Source organism: Blastocatellia bacterium (assembly GCA_035275065.1).
Classification (GTDB): domain Bacteria; phylum Acidobacteriota; class Blastocatellia; order UBA7656; family UBA7656; genus DATENM01.
Window position 1 is genome coordinate 13,155 of record DATENM010000031.1, and the last position, 19,706, is coordinate 32,860.

Annotated in this window: 14 protein-coding genes; 10 read left to right on the top strand and 4 right to left on the bottom strand. The window is 59.3% G+C overall.

Going from position 1 to position 19,706, the window contains the following annotated elements; translation table 11 throughout:
- Positions 1-37 precede the first annotated feature (37 nt).
- From VJ464_05815 to VJ464_05835, 5 genes are all read left to right on the top strand, one after another.
- Positions 38-955, top strand: coding sequence for a LysR substrate-binding domain-containing protein (locus VJ464_05815; protein HKQ04627.1), 918 nt, complete (start codon positions 38-40; stop codon positions 953-955).
- Positions 956-1,033: 78 nt separating this feature from the next.
- On the top strand, positions 1,034-2,440 hold the full coding sequence (gene leuC / locus VJ464_05820; GenBank protein ID HKQ04628.1) for a 3-isopropylmalate dehydratase large subunit: 1,407 nt from the start codon (positions 1,034-1,036) through the stop codon (positions 2,438-2,440).
- 124 nt (positions 2,441-2,564) lie between these two features.
- On the top strand, positions 2,565-3,035 hold the full coding sequence (locus VJ464_05825; protein ID HKQ04629.1) for a hypothetical protein: 471 nt from the start codon (positions 2,565-2,567) through the stop codon (positions 3,033-3,035).
- Positions 3,036-3,076: 41 nt separating this feature from the next.
- A complete protein-coding gene (gene leuD, locus VJ464_05830) occupies positions 3,077-3,673 on the top strand; it encodes a 3-isopropylmalate dehydratase small subunit (protein HKQ04630.1) in 597 nt (198 codons plus the stop codon).
- A gap of 14 nt (positions 3,674-3,687) precedes the next feature.
- The gene (locus tag VJ464_05835) at positions 3,688-5,397 is read left to right on the top strand and encodes an acyl-CoA dehydrogenase family protein (GenBank protein HKQ04631.1); all 1,710 of its coding nucleotides are present in this window, start codon (positions 3,688-3,690) and stop codon (positions 5,395-5,397) included.
- Positions 5,398-5,408: 11 nt separating this feature from the next.
- Here VJ464_05835 and VJ464_05840 read toward each other — a convergent pair whose 3' ends face one another.
- From VJ464_05840 to VJ464_05855, 4 genes are all read right to left on the bottom strand, one after another.
- On the bottom strand, positions 5,409-7,298 hold the full coding sequence (locus VJ464_05840; GenBank protein HKQ04632.1) for a S8 family serine peptidase: 1,890 nt from the start codon (positions 7,296-7,298) through the stop codon (positions 5,409-5,411).
- A gap of 62 nt (positions 7,299-7,360) precedes the next feature.
- Positions 7,361-8,224 (bottom strand): hypothetical protein, encoded by an 864-nt coding sequence (locus tag VJ464_05845; protein ID HKQ04633.1) that lies wholly within the window; start codon positions 8,222-8,224, stop codon positions 7,361-7,363.
- A gap of 91 nt (positions 8,225-8,315) precedes the next feature.
- Positions 8,316-12,005 (bottom strand): CHAT domain-containing protein, encoded by a 3,690-nt coding sequence (locus tag VJ464_05850; GenBank protein HKQ04634.1) that lies wholly within the window; start codon positions 12,003-12,005, stop codon positions 8,316-8,318.
- Between the two features lie 62 nt (positions 12,006-12,067).
- Complete coding sequence (locus tag VJ464_05855; GenBank protein ID HKQ04635.1) at positions 12,068-12,616, bottom strand: hypothetical protein; 549 nt, start codon at positions 12,614-12,616, stop codon at positions 12,068-12,070.
- A 289-nt stretch (positions 12,617-12,905) separates the two neighbouring features.
- Between VJ464_05855 and VJ464_05860 the strand changes: the two genes are divergently transcribed.
- The 5 genes from VJ464_05860 (at position 12,906) to VJ464_05880 (ending at position 19,681) form a co-directional block, all read left to right on the top strand.
- Positions 12,906-13,559: a YceI family protein gene (locus VJ464_05860; protein HKQ04636.1), complete on the top strand. Its 654-nt coding sequence runs from the start codon at positions 12,906-12,908 to the stop codon at positions 13,557-13,559.
- 236 nt (positions 13,560-13,795) lie between these two features.
- Positions 13,796-14,884 (top strand): ferritin-like domain-containing protein, encoded by a 1,089-nt coding sequence (locus VJ464_05865; GenBank protein ID HKQ04637.1) that lies wholly within the window; start codon positions 13,796-13,798, stop codon positions 14,882-14,884.
- Between the two features lie 168 nt (positions 14,885-15,052).
- Positions 15,053-16,225 carry a dipeptidase gene (locus tag VJ464_05870; GenBank protein HKQ04638.1) on the top strand — a complete coding sequence of 391 codons (1,173 nt, stop codon included), beginning with the start codon at positions 15,053-15,055 and terminating at the stop codon, positions 16,223-16,225.
- Positions 16,226-16,445: 220 nt separating this feature from the next.
- A complete protein-coding gene (locus VJ464_05875; GenBank protein ID HKQ04639.1) occupies positions 16,446-17,474 on the top strand; it encodes a polysaccharide deacetylase family protein in 1,029 nt (342 codons plus the stop codon).
- Positions 17,475-17,668: 194 nt separating this feature from the next.
- Positions 17,669-19,681 carry a glycosyltransferase family 39 protein gene (locus VJ464_05880; protein ID HKQ04640.1) on the top strand — a complete coding sequence of 671 codons (2,013 nt, stop codon included), beginning with the start codon at positions 17,669-17,671 and terminating at the stop codon, positions 19,679-19,681.
- Positions 19,682-19,706 lie beyond the last annotated feature (25 nt).

Below are 19,706 nucleotides of genomic sequence, written 5' to 3' on the forward strand. Positions count from 1 at the left end.
GGCCGCTGGCCGGCAAAGTTTCTCTAATAGGCGCAAAATGGACTTATTTCAGCTAGAAATCTTCTTGACCGTGGCGCGCGAAGGCAGCTTCTCGCGCGCCGCCGAAAAACTCTACCGCACGCAGCCGGCCATCAGTCAGGCGATTCGCAAGCTGGAGCGCGAAGTCGGCGAGGCGCTCTTCGACCGCTCGTCGCGCGACGGCACGCTGACGGACGCCGGCCAGTTGTTGCAGGAGTACGCGCAGAAGCTCTTGAACCTGCGCGGCGAGGCGCGCACGGCGCTCAAAGAGTTGCGCGAGATGCACAAGGGCAAGCTGGCGATTGCCGCCAACGAGTTCACCTGTCTCTACCTGCTGCCGGCGCTCGCAGAGTTCCGCCGCCTCTATCCGGCGATCAAGGTCACCGTGCACCGGGCGCTGGCGAGCCGCATCCCGGCCGACGTGCTGAAGCACGCGGTCGAGATGGCCGTCCTCTCTTTCAATCCCGAAGAACCGCTGCTGCGCTCGATTGTCGTCTATAACGACGAGCTGGTCTTCATCGTCAACCCCAGGCATCCGCTGGCGTCGTCGCGGCAGGTCAGCATCCGTCAGCTCGGAGCCGAGACCTTCGTTGCTCATAACGTTCAGTCGCCTTATCGGGCGAAAGTGATTCAGGCATTCAAGCGCCACAAGACGCCGCTCAACATGGACGTCGAGCTGCCGACGATTGAAGCCATCAAGCGCTTTGTCTCAAGCGGCACAGGCGTCGCGCTGGTGCCGGGCATCTGCGTCGAGGCCGAGATCGCGCGCGGCGAGCTGGTGCGCATCCCCGTGCGCGAGCTGCGCATTGAGCGCAAGCTGCGGCTGGTCTATCGTAAGAATGCCAGCTTGTCACATGCGGCGCGGGCTTTTTTAAAAGTCGCCGAGCAGATGGCCGAGGAGCGCAAAGGGCGTTACCTCTACCATGCGGATCGTTGAAAGATTTGGACACATTCGCGCGCTGTGCAGTAGACTCTGGTTTTTACCTGCGCGGCGTTTGAAGATCAGGAATTATCTATGCCAAAGACGCTTTTCGAAAAAATCTGGGACGCGCATGTTGTCCGCCAGCAGCCTGAGCAGCCGGCGCTGCTCTACATCGATTGTCATCTGGTCCACGAAGTCACTTCGCCGCAGGCCTTCGAGGGCTTGCGACTGGCAGGCCGCCGCGTGCGCCGCCCTGACCTGACCTATGCGACGATGGATCACAACGTCCCCACCTGGAGCCGCAGTCTGCCCATCCTCGACGAGGTTGCCAAAACGCAGATACAGACGCTTGAAGACAACTGCCGCGAATTCGGCATCCCGCTCTACGGGCTCGACAGCCCCAGCCAGGGCATCGTCCATGTGATCGGCCCGGAGCTCGGCATCACGCGCCCCGGCATGACCATCGTCTGTGGTGACAGTCACACTTCGACGCACGGCGCGTTTGGGGCGCTGGCTTTCGGCATCGGCACCAGCGAAGTCGAGCACGTGCTGGCCACTCAATGCCTGCTGCAATCCAGGCCGAAGACATTTCGCATCAACATCAATGGTCGGTTGCCGCGCGGCGTGACAGCCAAGGACGTTGTGCTGTTCATCATCCGCACCATCGGCACGGCGGGCGCGACGGGGTACGTCGTCGAATACGCCGGCGAGACGATTCGCCGCATGACGATGGAAGAGCGCATGACGGTCTGCAACATGAGCATCGAAGCGGGCGCGCGCGCCGGCATGATCGCGCCCGACGATGTGACTTACGCTTACCTGCGAGGCCGCGAGTTCACGCCCGTCGGCGAGGCGTTTGCTGAAGCGGTCGCTTACTGGAAGAGCTTGCCGACCGACGAAGGCGCGACCTTTGATCGCGAGCTTGATCTTGATGTATCAAACCTCGCGCCGCAGGTGAGCTGGGGCACCAGTCCCGGCATGGTGATCAGCGCCACCGAGGCGATTCCCGACCCCGATTCGTGGTCGGACGACAACGTGCGCAAGGCGGCGCGGCGGGCGCTGGAGTACATGGGACTTGAGCCGGGCACGCCGATTCAGGATGTTGAGATCGACCGCGTCTTCATCGGCTCTTGCACGAACTCGCGCATCGAAGATTTGCGCGCCGCCGCGGAGATTGCCCGAGGACGCCATGTAAACCCGCACGTCCAGGCGATGGTCGTGCCCGGCTCGCAAGCGATCAAGCGGCAGGCCGAAGCCGAAGGGCTCGACGCGGTATTCAAAGCCGCCGGCTTCGACTGGCGCGAATCGGGTTGCAGCATGTGCTTAGGCATGAACCCGGACATCTTGCAGCCGGGCGAGCGTTGCGCGTCAACATCGAACCGCAACTTCGAGGGCCGCCAGGGCCGCGGCGGGCGCACCCACCTGGTGAGCCCGGCGATGGCAGCGGCGGCAGCGATTGCCGGCCACTTCGTTGACGTGCGCGGTTGGGACGCCGAGTAGGCGTTTCGGGCTTTATTGGCTTGTAGGTTTCAGCAAAGGCGGCAGGCGCAGGTTGAATGCGCATGGTTGAATAACCGAAGAAAGGCTGGGTGTGATGAGATCAATCCGCAAAGCGACGATGGTAATGATGATGGCAGCGCTGATGGCAAGTGCCGTTCTGCGGGCTGACGCGCGGATGTTGGCGCAGTCGAAAAGCGATCCACAAACGGTGGCCAAACTGGCAGGGATTCTTGAGCGGTCGGGCTACGCGTATAAAAAAGCGGCTGACAACATATGGGTGGTGAACTTCAAAGGCAACTCTCTCGCCGACGTGAACGTGATCGTCACCTCAGCTGAGGGCCTCGTTGTTATGGCCGTCGTGGTCGCTCAGAAAAGCACGATGAAGGTCACGCCGGAAATGATGTACAAGCTGCTCAAGCTGACTCACGACATTGACCGCGTGAAGATCGGATTCGATAGCGATGACGATTTATTCGTGCGTTCTGAAGTGAGTACGCGACTCTTCGACCTCGAAGAGTTCAAGTTCGATATGCAACAGGTCGCGGCGGCGAGCGACCAGATTCACGCCGCCATCAAGCCGTTTCTTGTGCGCTAGCCAGGCGCAAAAGTTATTTCACTGAAAACTAAAAACTGATCATGGAACCATTCAAGCGACACACGGGGCTGGTAGCGACGCTCGACCGCGTCAACGTTGACACGGATCAGATCATCCCCAAGCAATTCCTCAAGCGCATCGAGCGCAGCGGCTTCGGGCAGTTCCTGTTTTACGACTGGCGCTTCACACCCGAAGGCGAGATCAACAGCGAGTTTGAATTGAATGAGGCGCGCTTCGCGGACGCATCGATCTTGCTGGCGCGGGCGAATTTCGGCTGCGGCTCGTCGCGCGAGCATGCGCCGTGGGCGCTCGCGGATTACGGCTTCCGCGCCATCATCGCGCCGTCGTTCGCCGACATCTTTTATAACAACTGCTTCAAGAACGGCCTGCTGCCGGTGCAGCTTGAAGAGGCAGAAGTCGAGCGCCTGTTCACGGCGGCCAGCGCCATTCCCGGCTACGAGTTGACGATTGATCTGGAGCGCCAGTGGGTCGTGGACGACTGGGGCAACAAGTTCGGCTTCGCTGTTGATCCGTTCCGCCGCGAGTGTTTGCTCAAGGGCCTTGATGACATTGGGCTGACGCTTCAGCACGAAGACGCCATTGCCGAATACGAGGCCCGTCGCATCGCGATTACGTAATCGGAGGAGTGCTGATGGCGCGGCTCGAAGATTTCAAAGGCATCGAAAGCGCAGACTTCTTCGCCGAAGATCGCGGCATGCAGGTCATCCTCGGCGAATTGCTCAAGGAAGAAGAGCGCGAGGCGGTTTTCACATCGCTGCATGAATGCGCCCGCCTGGTGTCTGGTCCCTGGAATGAGCTGGCGCGCGAAGCCAACCGCGCCGAGAACCTGCCGCGCATCATGAAGTACGACCGCGCCGGCAACGCAACCGAGCAGATCGATTTTGGCCCGCTCACCCGACAACTGCGCCGCGACGCCGCCCGCTTCGGCATCCTCAACGAAGGGCGCAGTAACGTGCATCTCTTCGCGCTCGTCTACCTGCTGGCGCACAACGGCGAAGGCGGGCTGAACTGCGGCTTGAGCTGCACCGATGGCTTGATTCGTGTGATCGAAGCGCACGGCTCCGCGTTCTTGCGCGAGACCTATCTGCCGCGCCTGCGCTCCATCGAGACGCCGTTTGCGGGCGCGCAGTTTGTCACCGAGCGCCAGGGCGGCTCGGACGTCGGGGCGATTGAAACCGCGGCGCGTGATAACGGTGATGGGACGTGGGCGATTACTGGTGAGAAGTGGTTCTGCTCGAACCCGGACGAATACTTTCTGGTGGCGGCGCGGCCTGTGGGAGGTGCGGCGGGCACGGCGGGCGTAGCGATCTTCTTCGTGCCGCGGGTGTTGCCGGATGGTCGGTTGAATAACATTTCTTTCAGGCGCTTAAAGAACAAGCTAGGCACGCAATCGCTACCGACGGCGGAGATGGATTTCAACGGCGCGACCGGGTATGTGATTGGCGACGCGCGCGACGGCTTCAAGCTGTTGATGAGTTATGTGATTAATGTGTCGCGCCTGCATAACGCGGCGAACGCCTGCGGGTTTCTGCACCGGGCATTTTTAGAGGCTCGCAATTATGTGCGCCAGCGTCAGGCGTTCGGCGGCGCGCTGATCGATTACCCGATGATTCAGGAGACGCTGGTTTCGATGCTCGAAAGGCTGTGGCGCTACCGGCTGCTGACGTTCAAGCTGGCGGCACTGATTGACGAGCACGGCCTGTTGCCCGAAGACAGCGAGCAGGCGATGTGGCAGCGGTTCTTAATCAATCTGGTGAAGTACCGCACCGGCGCGACGCTGACGGCTTCAATTCACGACGCGATCATGGTCTTAGGCGGCAACGGTATTGTCGAAGACTTCACGGTGCTGCCGCGATTGCTTCGCGACGCGATGATTATTGAGACATGGGAAGGCCCGCACAACACCCTCTGTTTGCAAATCATGCGCGATGCGGCGAAATCGAATTTAACCGACCGCTGGCGCGCAGAGATTAGCAGCGTGCTCGAACGCTGGCCGAAAGATTTCCTCTCGTCCACCCGCGAGCGATTCGCGCAGGCTTTCCAGCAATCCATTGAACTCTTATCAAGAGAGCGCCTCGCTGACCATGCCTGGGTCGCGGCGCACGCGCGGCGGCTGGTGGACCGCCTGGGTGATCTGCTCGAATCAGCATGGATGTCGGCTATGGCTTTGCGACGCGCCAGCGCCGATGATGTCACGGCAGCATTATTGACTTCCCTTGCAATGCGCGAGCGGCTGCCGGGGCAAGAGCAATTCCAACATCCTCTCTTAAACATTTCCTCACAGGATGTGAGCGCCCTAATTCAAGAGACCCCTGTGGCCATCGAGGTGGCCTGGCTTTAATCATCCCCAGGCTAATCATTGTTCCCAGGCGGCAACGCCATTCGCACGGCAGCCGCGGCATCCACTTTACCCGCTCCCAGGATGATCGAATGCTTGAAGGTGGGCGAAACTTTAACAAAGCCGACGTCCTTGCCCTGGAGGTTCGGATCATTGGGTAAATCAAGCAACTTATCCTTCTGTTCAGGAAAAGCTTCGCTATCCGCACTTTCCTGAAGAATTCTGATGATGTCTGTGGACCGCAAGTCCGGGTTCACGGAGCGCATCAGCGCAACGACCCCGGTAACGGTCGGGGCGGCGGCGCTGGTGCCGCCGAAGTCACCTCTGCACTCTTTCGAATCGGCCACCGCCGCGACGATTCCCTGGCCTGGAAACTCGGCCACGAAACCAGGCTGATTGATCAGGGGAGGAGAGTTGTCTGAGGGAGCGGTAACGGTCAGCTTCTCTCCCCAATTCGAATAGCCGGATTTGCGTTTGCTCGATGACATGGCTCCGACGACGACGACGTCGGGGATTTCCGGGTAAAGCGAGTGGACAGCTTGGCCCGGCGGGATTGTCGAGCCACTGAACCTTATTCCGTGCTTATTCTCATCGGCGGGCAGGAAGATAGGCGCGTCATGATTCCCGGCTGAGAAGACGATGACCAGGCCCTTCCCCAGCCGTCCGCCCGTGGCGATCATTTTGCTCACCTCTTCAACGAACGGGTGATGGTCAGGCGGATCACCCGCCAGATGATTTAACACTGACGGCGGCGCATTAAAGCTACAGTTGACGACATCCGCAAACCGTGAGGCGAGACTGAGCGCGCACAGTAAAACGGTAGGGTCAATGTGGGAACTCAGGGGGATGCGAATGGGTAACAAGGTACAACCCGGTGCAATTCCCAACATCAGGTCGTCGTGGGCGTTGGCGCTGCCGATGGCGTTGGCGACGGCGATGCTGGCGACGCTGGTGCCGTGTACTTTAGAGTCATCGCCGGGATTGTTATCGCCGTCGGCGTAGTCCCACATATTCGTCTTGTCGATTTTCTTAGGATCAAAGGCAGGATGCTCCAGATCAAAGCCGCTATCAATGACGGCAATGACGACGTCGGATTTTCTGAGCACGCCCCGCTTATCCACCAGTTTCCAGGCTTTATGCAGGTTGATACCTGCGGTGGGGCCGAAGGGGGGAGGGTCTGCCAAGATCTCTGGGCTGCCGGCGTTCAGATTCCACTGTCTTTTGACCAAGTGATGCGCCTCGAACAGCGCCGGCAACTCCGGCAGGGTGACGCCTGCCGCCTCGCTCGGCTCGATGGGCAAAAGGATTTGCGGGGTACTCGATTTCACATCCTTGGCCTCGCGCTCGGCAATCTGATTGGCGATCTTCAGCGGGTTCGCGCCGGAAGCATCCGTGACCTGGAGCACGTAGGCGCTGCCCATGCGACCGGCCGAAGAGAGAGCATATTTTTTTTTAATCTCTTCGAGCGTCTTGTCATCATCCTGGCGCAGGGTCAGGAGAATCTTATCGGTGAGGGCGATCTCCTCGGGTGCCTCAAGAACTTGATAGATGTGATGCACCACGTTCGTGCGGCGCAGGAGCTCCATCAGCCAGTCGACCTGCTCGGCTTTTACTACGGTGATGCGGTAGATTCCGGTCGTCAGTTGTGAAAGTGATTGATCCGGAATTCCGGCAAAATCGGGCAGGGCCTTCAGCAACTCCAGGATTTTCGCCTTGCGGCCCATGATGGAGAAGGATGTCTGGTGGGGCATCAGTCGCCAGGTTTCGGCGCCTATTTTGATATAGTCGCCGAACGTCGCCGGCTGGCTGCCGGAAATCGCGCCGACCGCCTTCTTCCATAGTGACTTCAGCCCGCCCAGGAGTTTCTTATGTAGCGGCTTATTCGTTCCGTCTTGTGGGGGCATAAGTTGACCTCAATAGAGGCCAGGGGCCGTGGCCCCCGGCCAGCAAGCTGCGCGTCAAGCGGTTATTGCAAAGCCTGTGCGGTGTGGAGTCCCCCACATATCACCTCGCGGTTAAACGATCCTGCCTCGTCCCGCTTCAGGTTCGGTCTTTCGGCGGCATCAAAACCTGTTACCGCCTCCTTAAAGATGGTAATAAAGTCGCTCACCAACAACTCCTCAGGGATTTCCTTTAGGAGTGTCTTGGGCAGTTCCGGGCAGTCACAGTCGAACATGATCTGGTAGGTGAAGCCATTGCGGACGTCGTCGGGAGTCACCATGAAGATTGCACCCTCGTCCGTTTTTAAGATGGCAGCGCCGCCCGCTTGATCCAGCTCGATATTCGCCGCAATCGTCCGCGCGATGCGGCCGAACGCTTTCGGGGGCCCGGCTTGCAGAAGCAGCACCGGCGCTTCGGTTAAATTGACCGTGTGAAAAACGCCCTTGTGGAGTTGGAAGACCGGCTTGATTTGCTGCGTGTTGACCTGCACCGCCTTCTGCGGATCACTGAGGATATCGCGCTCAAGGTCGATGAACCAGCGGAAATCTTGCTTGTCGCCCTTCCCCTCCTCCCTGTTGAACTCCTTATCCGGGTTTTGGAATTTGCGGATGCCGGTTTGCGGCGTGCCCGCAACGATCAGCTCGAAGCCTTTGTCAAAGTTATTTTCCTTGACGTCGAGGCGTTTGGCGACGTTGATCTCGTCGACATAGACGCCATTCTTGCGTCTTGTAATCGTGATTTTTGGCCGGTGGCACGGCTCGTCATCATCAACGATTGCGCCGACCTGGGCGAGCTCTGCTTCCAGGTGGGCGACGAACAGCCCCTGGAAGATCACTTGAATGGTTGCGTCGGGGAGGTCGGGGGTGACAAGCGGGTCTGGGGTTGACATGGGGGGTCTCCTTTCGAAGTCAAACTTGATAATGAATGTCAGGCCAAACCGCCTGGGCCTCAAGGCAGCCAGCCAATCGCGGTTCCAGCCGTCAGTAGCTGGCGTAGCCGCCGATGGCGACGAACGCGGCCCAGTAATACGGCGAGCGCGGCTGGCCGTCCTGGTCTCTGAGCATGTCGATTTGCGCAAGGCGGAGGGCCGCGACGGTCGATCCCTCACTCTTGCGATAACGGTGAAAGCGGATCATCAACTCTGCCGTCGAATCCGAGTTGACCGGCCACAGGCTGGCCACCACCAGCGGCACCCGCTTGGCGATGAACGGCCGCGCCAGGCCGACGACGCCTTCGCCGCCATAGTACTTCTCGGCGCCCGTCTGGCAGGCCGATAGCACTACGAGTTTGGCGCGCGTCAGATTCAACCGATAGATCTCGTAGGCTTGAAGAATGCTATCGGCGTCGCCCGCCGCAATGCTCGCCGGGTCTTTCGCCAGCAACAGCTTCGAGCGCATCGGGTTCCACGGATCGATGATGGCGTGGGTGGCGAGGTGAATCACTTCGGCCTTTTCCATCTCGCCCTTGACCCGGCTTTTTGTCGCCGCCGCCTCGACCACCAGCCGGGGAAAGGGGTAACAGGCCGCGACGCCTTTGGCCTCTTTGGTTGCCGAAGTCAAGTCCGCCAATTCGGGGAACGCCTGGCCATCAAAGTAAGGGTTGCCGACGCTCAACAGAGGCTCACTGCCGCCAGCGGCCTTCTCGCGGGCGGCCTGCGAGCAACGGACGAACATGGTCGAGCTGGGGGAGACCATGAAGGCATGTTCTTCGATGAAGTATTTCCCCGAAGCGGGCGAAAACAGCGACTCGAAAGGCAGGTAGTTTAAAATCTTGTCGGCGACGATGCAGAGCTGCTTGCTGCCGTCGAGTTGCTTCTCGATGGGCTTGATCAATAACTCATACAAATCAGCCGCCTCGCTTAAGATCGCTGCCGCGTTGTTTTCGGGCGGTGTGGTGACCATTTGCAGGTAGCCGCGGACCCGGTTATTCAGTTCCTCGGCAGAGATCCGCTGCGAACTGCTGAAAACTTCCGTTTTATCCTTCGACAAGACCCAGATCAGCAGGCTGTCCTTCAAGACCGCATACTGCACGATCTGCGACTGTTCCGGCATAAGCTCTTGTACCGTTTCGGCGCTCATCGGCTGTGAAGGCGCGCCGAAACTGATGTCGGGATTTTGGGCGTCGCCAATGATGTCGACCTTCGTGCTAATCAAATCGTGTAGCGATCTGGCGTGACACCTTTCTGAATAGTCAAAGGCCTTTTTCGCCTCGCCCCTGGCATACTCGAACTCCATTGCCAGGTCGTAGATGCTCTGCTCAGCGTCGAAGAACGTACTGCGGTTGCTCTCTTCTAGAATCTTGGCGCGGTGCTGCTCAAACAGCTTGAGCACGGTTTCCATTTCCTGCTCGACCGAAGGGCATTGGCCTTGCGCCAGGCAGCAAAGCAATTTATCCTTGCGCGCCACGTAACTGAAGGCCCAGGACTTCAGCTCGTCATAAAACCCGATGGCCCGGTCGTAGACATCTGCGGCTTTGCCAAACTCACCGGATTTCCGGTAAATAGCCCCTAATTGCAGAAAGCAGTTGGCGGTGTTCTCTATGCGGACCCTGCGGTCGGGGAAAGAGTCCCCGATTTCCAGAGCCTGCCCCACATGGTTTGCCGCTTCCGCATAGTTGCCGGACTTGGCTAAGATGATCGCTAGATAATTATGAGAGCGGCAGATCAGCCGGGGAGCTTCTGCTTCGGTGGCCAGATTCAACGCCTCCTTCTGGAAATCAATGGCCGCCGTGTATAAGTTCAGCCCGTCGAGTGATCGCGAGATTGAAAAATAGCTGCGCCACAACTGTACCGGCTGCGGGAAATAGACCTGGGCTAATAGCAAATCCTGCAAGTGCAGCTCGACGGCTTTCTGGAAGTTATCCACAAAGCGGTACTCGTCTGCGAGCTGGAAAAGCGTCCTCGCATAGCCGATAGGGTCGCCCATCTCTTTTGATAATCTCAGGGCGCGATTGGTATGCCGGATCGCCATCGAGAGATCATTCGTATAAGTGTTGGCGTTCGCCCTGGCGATCAGACTTTGCACAAGCAGCCACTGGTACTGCGTGCGTTCGCAAGTTTTGCCCAGAGACTCGAACAAGGAAAGCCCGGCCTCGGCTTTCGACTGTTGCAGGTAACAATTACCTAACCAGTAGGCGATGTACGTTACTTCCAAAACATCGCCGCTGCGCTCGAACCCCGCCTTGGCACGGGTGTAGAGGCTGATCGCCTCTTCGAGGTCCGGTTTGGGGTTGGAGTAACTCTCGTGGCCTGCCTTTATTAAGCGACGCGCCTGCACAACGTCTTTTAGTTGAGCGGCGGTGGCCGCCTTGTAAAAGCCGCACAGGTCAGCCAGGAAGCGGTCGCGCGCCTGGCGGTATTCCAGATCACCCGTATAAGAAAGGAGCTTGATTCGTTCGTCGGCCTCATCGCGACGCCCGCTGACGGCCAGGTCGAGATATTCGTCGATCAGTTTGTTCGCGATGAAGCTGCCGCGCCAATCGCGGTTCCGGCAGATAATCTCCCAGGCTCGTCCATCATCTTTGCTTTGGTAAGCGGCGATGAAATCATCAAAAATCTGGGCGCTAGCTTGCGCCGACTGGCGCGGGCGTTCTTCGAGTTGCTTGAGCCTTTGCCGCGCCTCATTCGCCCACGCTGAGTCCGAGTCTTTCTCTAAGTAAGCTTTCCAATCTTCTTTAGCCAGGCCATACAACTGCATGTACTCATGGCACAGGGCGCGATTGAATAAGGCTTCGAGCAGTGTGGCGTCCAGGGCCAGCGCACGGTCCAGATGCTCCAGGGCGCGGGCAAATTCTTCGAGGCTTTTGCCTAAAGCATCTTTCTGACGTTTGGCCTTGCCCATTTCCATCAGCGCCACGGCATAGTCGTTGTGCAGCTGCGCGTCTTTATCGCTCAGACTCAGGGCCTTGTCGAACTGCTCGATGGCTTCGTCAAGCCGGTGTTCGGCCAGGTACAAGCGGCCCAGCGCGTGATAGGAGCCCACGCCGGGATGCGCGTCAGCCTCATCCTGGAGGATTCGTTCGGCACGGTTGCGGGCGCTGCGATCAAACCGTTCTTCCTGACCGCCCCGCGTGATGGAGGGCAACGGGGCATAGCTTAATCCGGTGATGCGCGCCTCGGTCGGGCGCTGCTCGCGGTAGGCCTGGTTCAGCGCCTGAAGTCCTTTGCTCACGTCGGACGATGGGCGGGGCGGGATAATCCCGTCGAGCCACAGCCCGATGGCTATTAAAATGACCGCAGCGGCGGCGGCTAAGCCCATATAAATACGGCGGGACCGCCCGTGCGAAGGGTGTGGTACTTGGTTCGTTGCTTGCTTCGCTGCCAGGAAATCGACGACCGCAGGGTCATTTGTTTTTTTTAAGTTCGCGATCTTTGCGGGATCATCTTCCTTCATAGGTTCGGGCACGGGGTGGACGTGCTCGTGCAGGGCGAGCGACAGCTCAAGGCGGGCGCGGCGGTCGGGCGCTGCTAAGAAATAGCTGTCGAAGCGCGCTTGCTCCTGAGCGGACAACTCGTGTGTCGCGGCCTCGTCAATCAATTCGTCTTCGACGACCCGCAGCATCTCGAAAAGCTCGTCGTCGGTCATCAGACGCTCTTCGAAATGTGACATCTCGGCCTCGGCCATCTCCCCCAGCAGGTACTGCCGGATGGTTTTTTCGTCAGCTTCTACCATAATCGGTTATTGCTTTTGTATTTGCTCTCACATTACATTATGTGCCGCGGGCGCAAAGTATTTCATTCGCCGTCCTGCTTCAGGCACGCTTCTATGCACTCTTTCAGCGTCGCGCGCAGCCGGCTCAGGCGGATGCGCAACGCGTTTTCGCTAATTCCCAGCTCGGCGGCCAGTTGCCGCCGCAACTCGATCTTTTTCCGCCCCTCGGCGGCGTAATAATCCAACAGCCGCCGCCGGTCTGCCGGCGCGAGCTGCTCCAAGCAATGCTCAAGACACCGGGCGTAGCGCTCCTTCTCCTTCGCCACGTCGGGCGGCGGCGGCGGCGGCGGCACGAGCAGCCTGGGTCGGCGAAACCACTCATGTATCACATTGCGCGCCACGCCGTAACAGTAGGGCGCCGGATTGCCTTTGTACGAATCGGCAATCTCCGGCACCTTGCGGACGACGCGGTCGATTGTATCGTCGGCAAGTTCTTCGACCTCGTTTTTCGGAATGCCGTTTGCCCGACAGATCACCATGATCCGGCGGTAAATCTTTTCATATTTCTCACACGCTTCATCGCGGTCGGGGTCGAGCCACGCGAGGAAGCGCTCAAAGTCGTCCTGATTCATCACCCACTCTTTGGCCTTCGGGGCACGGTTTCCGAATCCGCATCTCAATTGTTTATTAATCAACCTGCGAGCGCTGTTGCTAGTACCGATGAAAAAAGCAGGCTTATCCTACAGCTTATCTGCGAGCGAATCAATCTTGTCGGTGATTTATTTTGCTTTCCTCTTGCGTGGTCTGCCCGAACCCAACTGCCCGGTTGGCATTCGCCCGCCGTGGTGTTAGCATCTCTCTATTAACAGTTCCACCCGTGACTTCCTCGTTAGGCTGCCAGGTTGTTTTGAGGTGAATGTCATGCCTACTGCTCATCGCTGCTTTCGAATGTTTACCGCCGCCGCGGTCACACTGCTGTGCGCCGGCTCGCTGCCGTCAGCCGCGCCCGGTCGCGTGCCGCCATCCGAAGGGCGCTATAAGATCAACGCCGCTCAGAGCCGCTTCACGGTTCGCGCCCTGGTCGGCGGTCTGCTCTCTTCGGTCGCCGGGCACGATCACACCATCGCTATCCGCGACTTCTCCGGCATGGCACAATTTACTTATGGCACGGTGACGCCCGCGGCCTTGCAATTCACGGTCAAAGCCGACTCGCTCGCCATCACCGACAAGGTGAGCGACAGCGACCGCGACAAGATTCAAGCGACCATGCGCAATGAGGTGTTAGACGTAAACAGCTACCCGGAGATTACCTTCAAGAGCGCCTCCATCACAGCCACGCGCGTCGAAGAAGGCAAATACGAAACCCGCATCAACGGCGAGCTGACCCTGCACGGCACGACACGCCCTCTCACCCTCAACGCCTTCGTCACCTTCCTCGCGACCAGCCTGCAAGCCGAAGGACAGTTCGCGCTGCGGCAAACCGACTATGGCATCCGCCCCGTATCGGTCGCCGGGGGAACGATCAAGGTCAAAGACGAGCTGAAGTTTTCTTTCCACATCGTCGCCGAACGCTGACGTGCTGCGCACGAAGGTAAAAGTAAAAAGTAAAAAGGCAAAAGGTCGGCAGGGGATTAAATAAGTAGTTGAAGCTATCTCTTATTCCGGCTCCGTCACTTTTGCCTTTTTACTTTTTACTTTTGCCTTGCGGCTGCGGCGCAGCCGCCTGCTTGACTTGGCTGCGCCAGAGCGTTTACGCTCGTGAGCGTTCCTCGGACCCCTGACAAATTTCTTCGCAAGGAGCCCACACATCTATGAGCACACGAATGTATACGCTGCCCGTCGAACAGACCCGGTGGCAGGTGCCGAACCAGGGGTCAACCACCGTCTTCAACTGGGAGTATGATGAGAGCCGCGACAAGCTGCTGACGCTTTATGAGAAGGGCAAGACGAAACAATGGAACGCCAGCGACCGCCTCGACTGGTCAATCGAAGTTGACCTCGCGAACCCGCTCGGCTTCCCCGACTATTACATCTCGATATACGGCTCGCCGATCTGGGAGCAGATGGACGAGAAGAAGAGAGGCGAGACCCGGCTGCACCTCGACGCCTGGCGCTTCTCGCAATTCCTGCACGGCGAGCAGGGCGCGTTGATCTGCGCCGCCAAGATCGTTCAGACCGTCCCCGACATCGACTCGAAGTTCTATGCCGCCACCCAGGTCTTTGACGAAGCGCGCCACGTCGAAGTCTACTCGCGTTATCTCAGAGAAAAGCTCAACCTCGCCTACCCGATCAACCCGCACCTGAAAACGCTGCTCGACCAGGCGATCAGCGACGGGCGCTGGGACTTCACCTACCTGGCCATGCAGGTAATCATCGAAGGGTTGGCGCTGGCGGCCTTCGGCACGATCCGCGACCTGGCAACCGAGCCGCTCGGTCAGGCCTTGAACGCCTACGTCATGCAGGATGAAGCGCGCCACGTCGCCTTCGGACGGCTCGCCCTGCGCGATTATTACCCGCACCTGACCGAGCGCGAGCGCGACGAGCGCGAGGCGTTTGCCGTCGAAGCTTGCTACCTGATGCGCGACCGTTTCATGGCCGAAGAGATATGGCAGAATCTCGACCTCGACGTCGAAGGCTGCGTCAGCTATGTGCGCCAGTCGCCCTTCATGCAGCAGTACACCAAGATGCTCTTCTCGCGTATCGTGCCGACGCTGAAAGATATCGGGCTCTGGGGGCCGCGCATTCAACAGGCGTTCGTTGATATGAAGGTCATCGAGTTTGCCGAGATCAACGTTGAAGAGCTGAGCGCCCGCGACGAAGACGTCGCCGCCGAATTCGACCGCCTGCGCGCCGCCCGCGACGCCCACGTTCAGAGCGTCATCGCCGAAGGCGCTTCTTAAGATGGTGACAAGTGACGAGTGACAAGTGACAAGAAAGAGGAAGTCAGGAATCAGGAGTCAGGAGTCAGAATAAGAACTGGAGGCGAAGCCGACTTCCTTATCCATTCTGTCTTCTGAATTCTGACTCCTGACTTCTCTCCGCGTTACTTGTCACTCCCAAAAGTATCTATGAAAAAATTCTTCAAGCGCCTCTTCTTCGTCCTGCTGATCCTTGTCGTGCTGGGACTCGGCATCCTCTTTTTCGTCGTGCCGGCGCAGGTCGAAAAGCGCATGAACGTCGTGCTCAACCCGCCGCCCTACCAGGCGAGCGAGCGCGCCGTCGAGCTGCATAAGAAGCTGCTGGTCGCTGACCTGCACGCCGATTCCCTGCTCTGGGCGCGCGACCTGCTCGAACGCGGCAGCCGCGGCCACGTTGACATTCCGCGCCTCATCGACGGCAATGTTGCGCTGCAAGCTTTTACCATCGTCACCAAGACACCGCGCAACATGAACATCGAGAATAACACCGGCGACACCGACAACATTACGCTGCTTGCGGTCGCCGAGCGCTGGCCGATAAAAGCCTGGCGCAGTTTGACTGAGCGGGCCATCTATCAAGCCCACAAGCTCCAGGATACCGCCGAGCGCTCCGGCGGCAAGTTCACCGTGATTCGCACTTCGGCAGAGCTGTCGGCGTATCTCGACCGACGCATCAAAGAGCCGGGGATCACCGCCGGCTTCCTCGGCATCGAAGGCGCGCACGCGCTCGACGGCAACCTCGACAACATTGACCGGCTGTTTGCCGCGGGCGTGCGCATGATGGCGCCGACGCATTTCTTCGATAACGACATCGCCGGCTCGGCGCACGGCGTCAGCAAAGGCGGCCTGACCGACAAGGGGCGCGAGATGATCCGCCGCATGGAAGAGAAGAAGATGATCGTTGATCTGGCGCACGCCTCGCCGCAGACGATTGACGATGTGCTGGCCATCGCCACGCGCCCCGTGGTGGTATCGCACACCGGCGTCAAAGGCACCTGCGACAACACTCGCAACCTGAGCGACGAGCAACTGAAAGGCATCGCCCGCACCGGCGGCGTCATCGGCATCGGCTTCTGGGATACGGCGGTTTGCGGCAATGATGCGAAAGCGATTGCCCGCGCCATTCGCTACACGGCGAACGTCGTCGGCGTTGATCACGTCGCCTTGGGCTCAGATAATGACGGCGCGGTCACGGTGCCTTTCGACATCAGCGGCGTCGTCCAGATCACCGACGCGCTTTTGGAAGAAGGCTTCAGCGACGAAGAGACCGGCAAGATCATGGGGCGCAACGCGCTGCGCTTGTTGATCGAAAACCTGCCTTGACGCGGCTTTCTTGATTGAACCACGGACGGCCAAGTAGAATAAGCTTCCCGCTGGGGAATTCATACAGTGGAAGATTCCTGACCGTGTGCCGCCAGGGGGCGAACTGCGGGGCGAGGGGCGCAGTTGGCTTCGTGGTTTTGCCTAATCCTTTCAGGCAAGCATGATCGCTCGCCCGCGCCGCGCTGGCGATGTTCAGGATCGATGGAGGCCTGAAATCAGTTTGAAAACCGTAACCGCAATCCTTCTGCTGGCCATCACCCTGCTTTTGACAATCGGCGCCACCGCCTGCAAACAGCCGGCCCGGAGTAGCGATAAGCCGCCGGTGGCCCGCTGCATGGAAGACCTCAACAACATCCCGGAACTGGCGGCGCTCAAAGCGCGCAATAAGGAACAGACGGAAGAGAGCGCTTCGGGCCGGCCGCTCGATGGCATGGAAATCGCCCTGACCTTGAACGATCAAGTGCGCAGCGCCGGCGACCCGAACGATGTCGACAACTGGTGCGAGCGCGAAGACAGCCGCGAAAATTTCGACCACCTGCTGGCGGCGCTCAAAGCCCAGCAGATGCCGCCTGTGGTTGACTTTGCCATCGGTCAGGGGATGGACGGGCAGCTCGCCTCGGATTGGGTCGCCAGCGGCCACCGGCTCGGCCTGCTCACCTTCAGCCACAAGAAGCCCAACAAATCGTCCGCCGAAGAGTTCATCGCCGACATCGCGCGCAACGAGCAAGCCGTCGGCCCTTATCAACCGAAGACGCCGGGACAGCCGCGCTATTTTCGCTTCCCGCGCATGAAGGTCAGCCTCGACCCCGAAGCCCGCGCCCGCATCGATCAATACCTGCGCGACAACGGCTACACGGTCGCGCCGGCGACGATTGACGCGCTCGACGAAACTTTCAATGGCATCTACTGCGCGGCGATGTCGCGCAAAGACGACGCCTGCGTCAATCTGCTGAAGGTCTACTTCAAGAGCCTGCTGCTCGACACCGCCACGAAGGCGCGTGAAACCGCTCGCCAGTTGGCCGGCCATGACGTCAAGCAGATACTGGTCTTCAAAGCCGATCAGTTCACCTGCGATATGCTCGGCGAAATCCTCGCCTGGTTAAAGACGACCGGCGTACGCTTCATCACGCTCGACGAGGCGCTACGCGACCCTTTCTATAAGATGGTGGACGAAGAAGGCAAGCCCGTGGCCACCGGTCTGACACGCACGATCAAGCACGCGCAGAGCGAAAGCGGTCAAAGAAAGTAACCTGTGTGGCGGGGCGAGGCGGAAGACGCAATGAAAGTTAAACACAGAGACACAGAGGCACGGAGACACAGAGAAACCCTTCGTGCTATCTCCGTGCCTCTGTGTCTCTGTGTTTAACTCGGCTCACGCATGTTCATCGTTGAATGGCCCTTATGCAACAGCTTCAGGACGTTCAGGCTCCAGAGATAAAGCGTGTGAAGTTATACAGGCTCGCGGCGCGATGGGATTTGCTGTTGTTCGCCGCGGTGCTGGGCGGCTTCCTGCTGGTGGCTACAGTGCGGATCAGCGATGTGCCGGTTTATGAGACCGACGAGTCGTACAGCTTACAGGTGCCTTACGAGGTGCTGACGCGCGGTCATCTGGCGCTGCCGATGTATCGCTTCCTCGGCGGCAACATCACTCAGGTCTGGCATTCGCTGACGCCGCTCTTCTTTCTTCTGTTGAGCGGCTTCCTCAAGCTCTTCGGCTTCGGCGTCCTTCAAGGGCGCGTCTTCAATCTCATCACCGTGGCGCTCGTCATGATGATGGTTTATCTGCTCGGTCGGCGGCTCTTCGATTGGCGCGCGGGGCTTGCGGCCCTCGTGCTGATGGCGTCGGACCAAACGGTGCTGGAGCGTGCGCGGCTGCTGCGCAATGACTACGCCGCGGAGTTCTTTGCCCTGCTCGCCTTCTGGCTCTACGACGTAGCCGAGCGGCGCGGGCAGGCGCGGTTTTATGTCGGCGCGGGATTGGCCGCAGGCTGTGGCGTGATGTGCCACTCCAGCATCCTTTACATGATCGCGGCCGTAGTGCTGCTGATGCTGATGCGCGACGGCTGGCGGTTGTTCAAACAGTCAAAGCTCTACCTCTTTCTGGCCAGCGCCTTCGCGGTGATGGCTTACGAAGTCGTCTATATCCTCCTCGACTGGCGAAATGCCCGGGCGCAGTACCGCAGCGACGATTTGCACTTCGGCATGTTTTCGCTGTCAGGGTTGTGGGCGAATCTGCTGGATGAGCCGCGACGTTACGTGCGCTGGTACAACGCCTATGATGTTTACTTCCCGAACGTGCCGCGCACGTTGTTGCACCTCTTTCAATTGCTGATTGCCGTAGCCATGGTTTATCTGCTGGTGCGGCTGGCGCTCGCCATCAAACGGCGCGTCGTCACGCGCGAGCCGCGTGTTCGCTTGCTGGTGGTTGCGCTCATCTCGGCGCTCTTCTTCGCGGTCATCACGCACAAGGCCGGTTATTACAACGTCCATCTGATTACCTGGTATGCGCTCGCGGTCGGCGTGATGTTCAGCGATGGGTTGAGCGTTGTGCGCGACACGTTGCGCGCCCGCTGGCCGCATGCGCTCGCCGCGCGAGTGATAGCCATTGGCGCGCTTGCCGTGGCGCTGCTCGCTTATGGCGCATTGTGGGCGCGGCAGACGGTGCGCTATCTCCGCGAAGTCCGCAACCCTGAGCTGGCGCGCTTTGATGAGATGAAAGCGGCGTTGCGCCAGATCATTCCCGACGACCTCTGCCCGGCAGCCGTCAAAGCGCCGGTGATGTGGCTGGCGTTCGTCGAAAAGGACGATTGCTTTGCGACCATCGAGCGCCGCATGGCCGACGCCATAGACATCGACGGCAAAGATTACGCGCTGATCGTGCGGCCCAAGAATCCCGATTACTGGGCGCGTGTGCTGGATGATGATGGCCACTTGCTTGGCGAGCTGAGCAATACGCCCTACGGAAATTTCCGCGTCTACTACACCGGCAACGATCCGCGCTTTCTGACCCGAACGCCTGAGCATTACACCTTCTTCCGCCGCTGGCGCGGTCACGCGACCGACGCACAGATTGCCGCCGCGCGACCGGTCTGGAATAAGAGTTATGATGTGGCGGGCGAGCAAGGATTGATAATCACGCCGCCGGAGAAAAACGCGACGGCTGACGGCGCGCAGACGATTGACGCCGTCGCGCTCAAGCCGAAGACGATCTATCAACTGCAACTCGAAGCCGCCTCCGGCTCGGATTGGCAACTGGTGATCGTTGATGGCCAGAGCAATGTTGAGCTGGAACAGATTGAAGTCAGTGGCGGAGGTATCGAAGCGCCGATTCAACAGGTCTTCAGAACGTTCAATGAGCGCGTCCGCCTGCTGGCGCGTCCGCTCAAGGCGAAGCGCGCCGAGCCGCTGCGCCTGATTCGCGTGACGATCAACGAAGTCGCGCCGGTCGAAGAGTGAAGCCCATCTGACAACGACGATCATT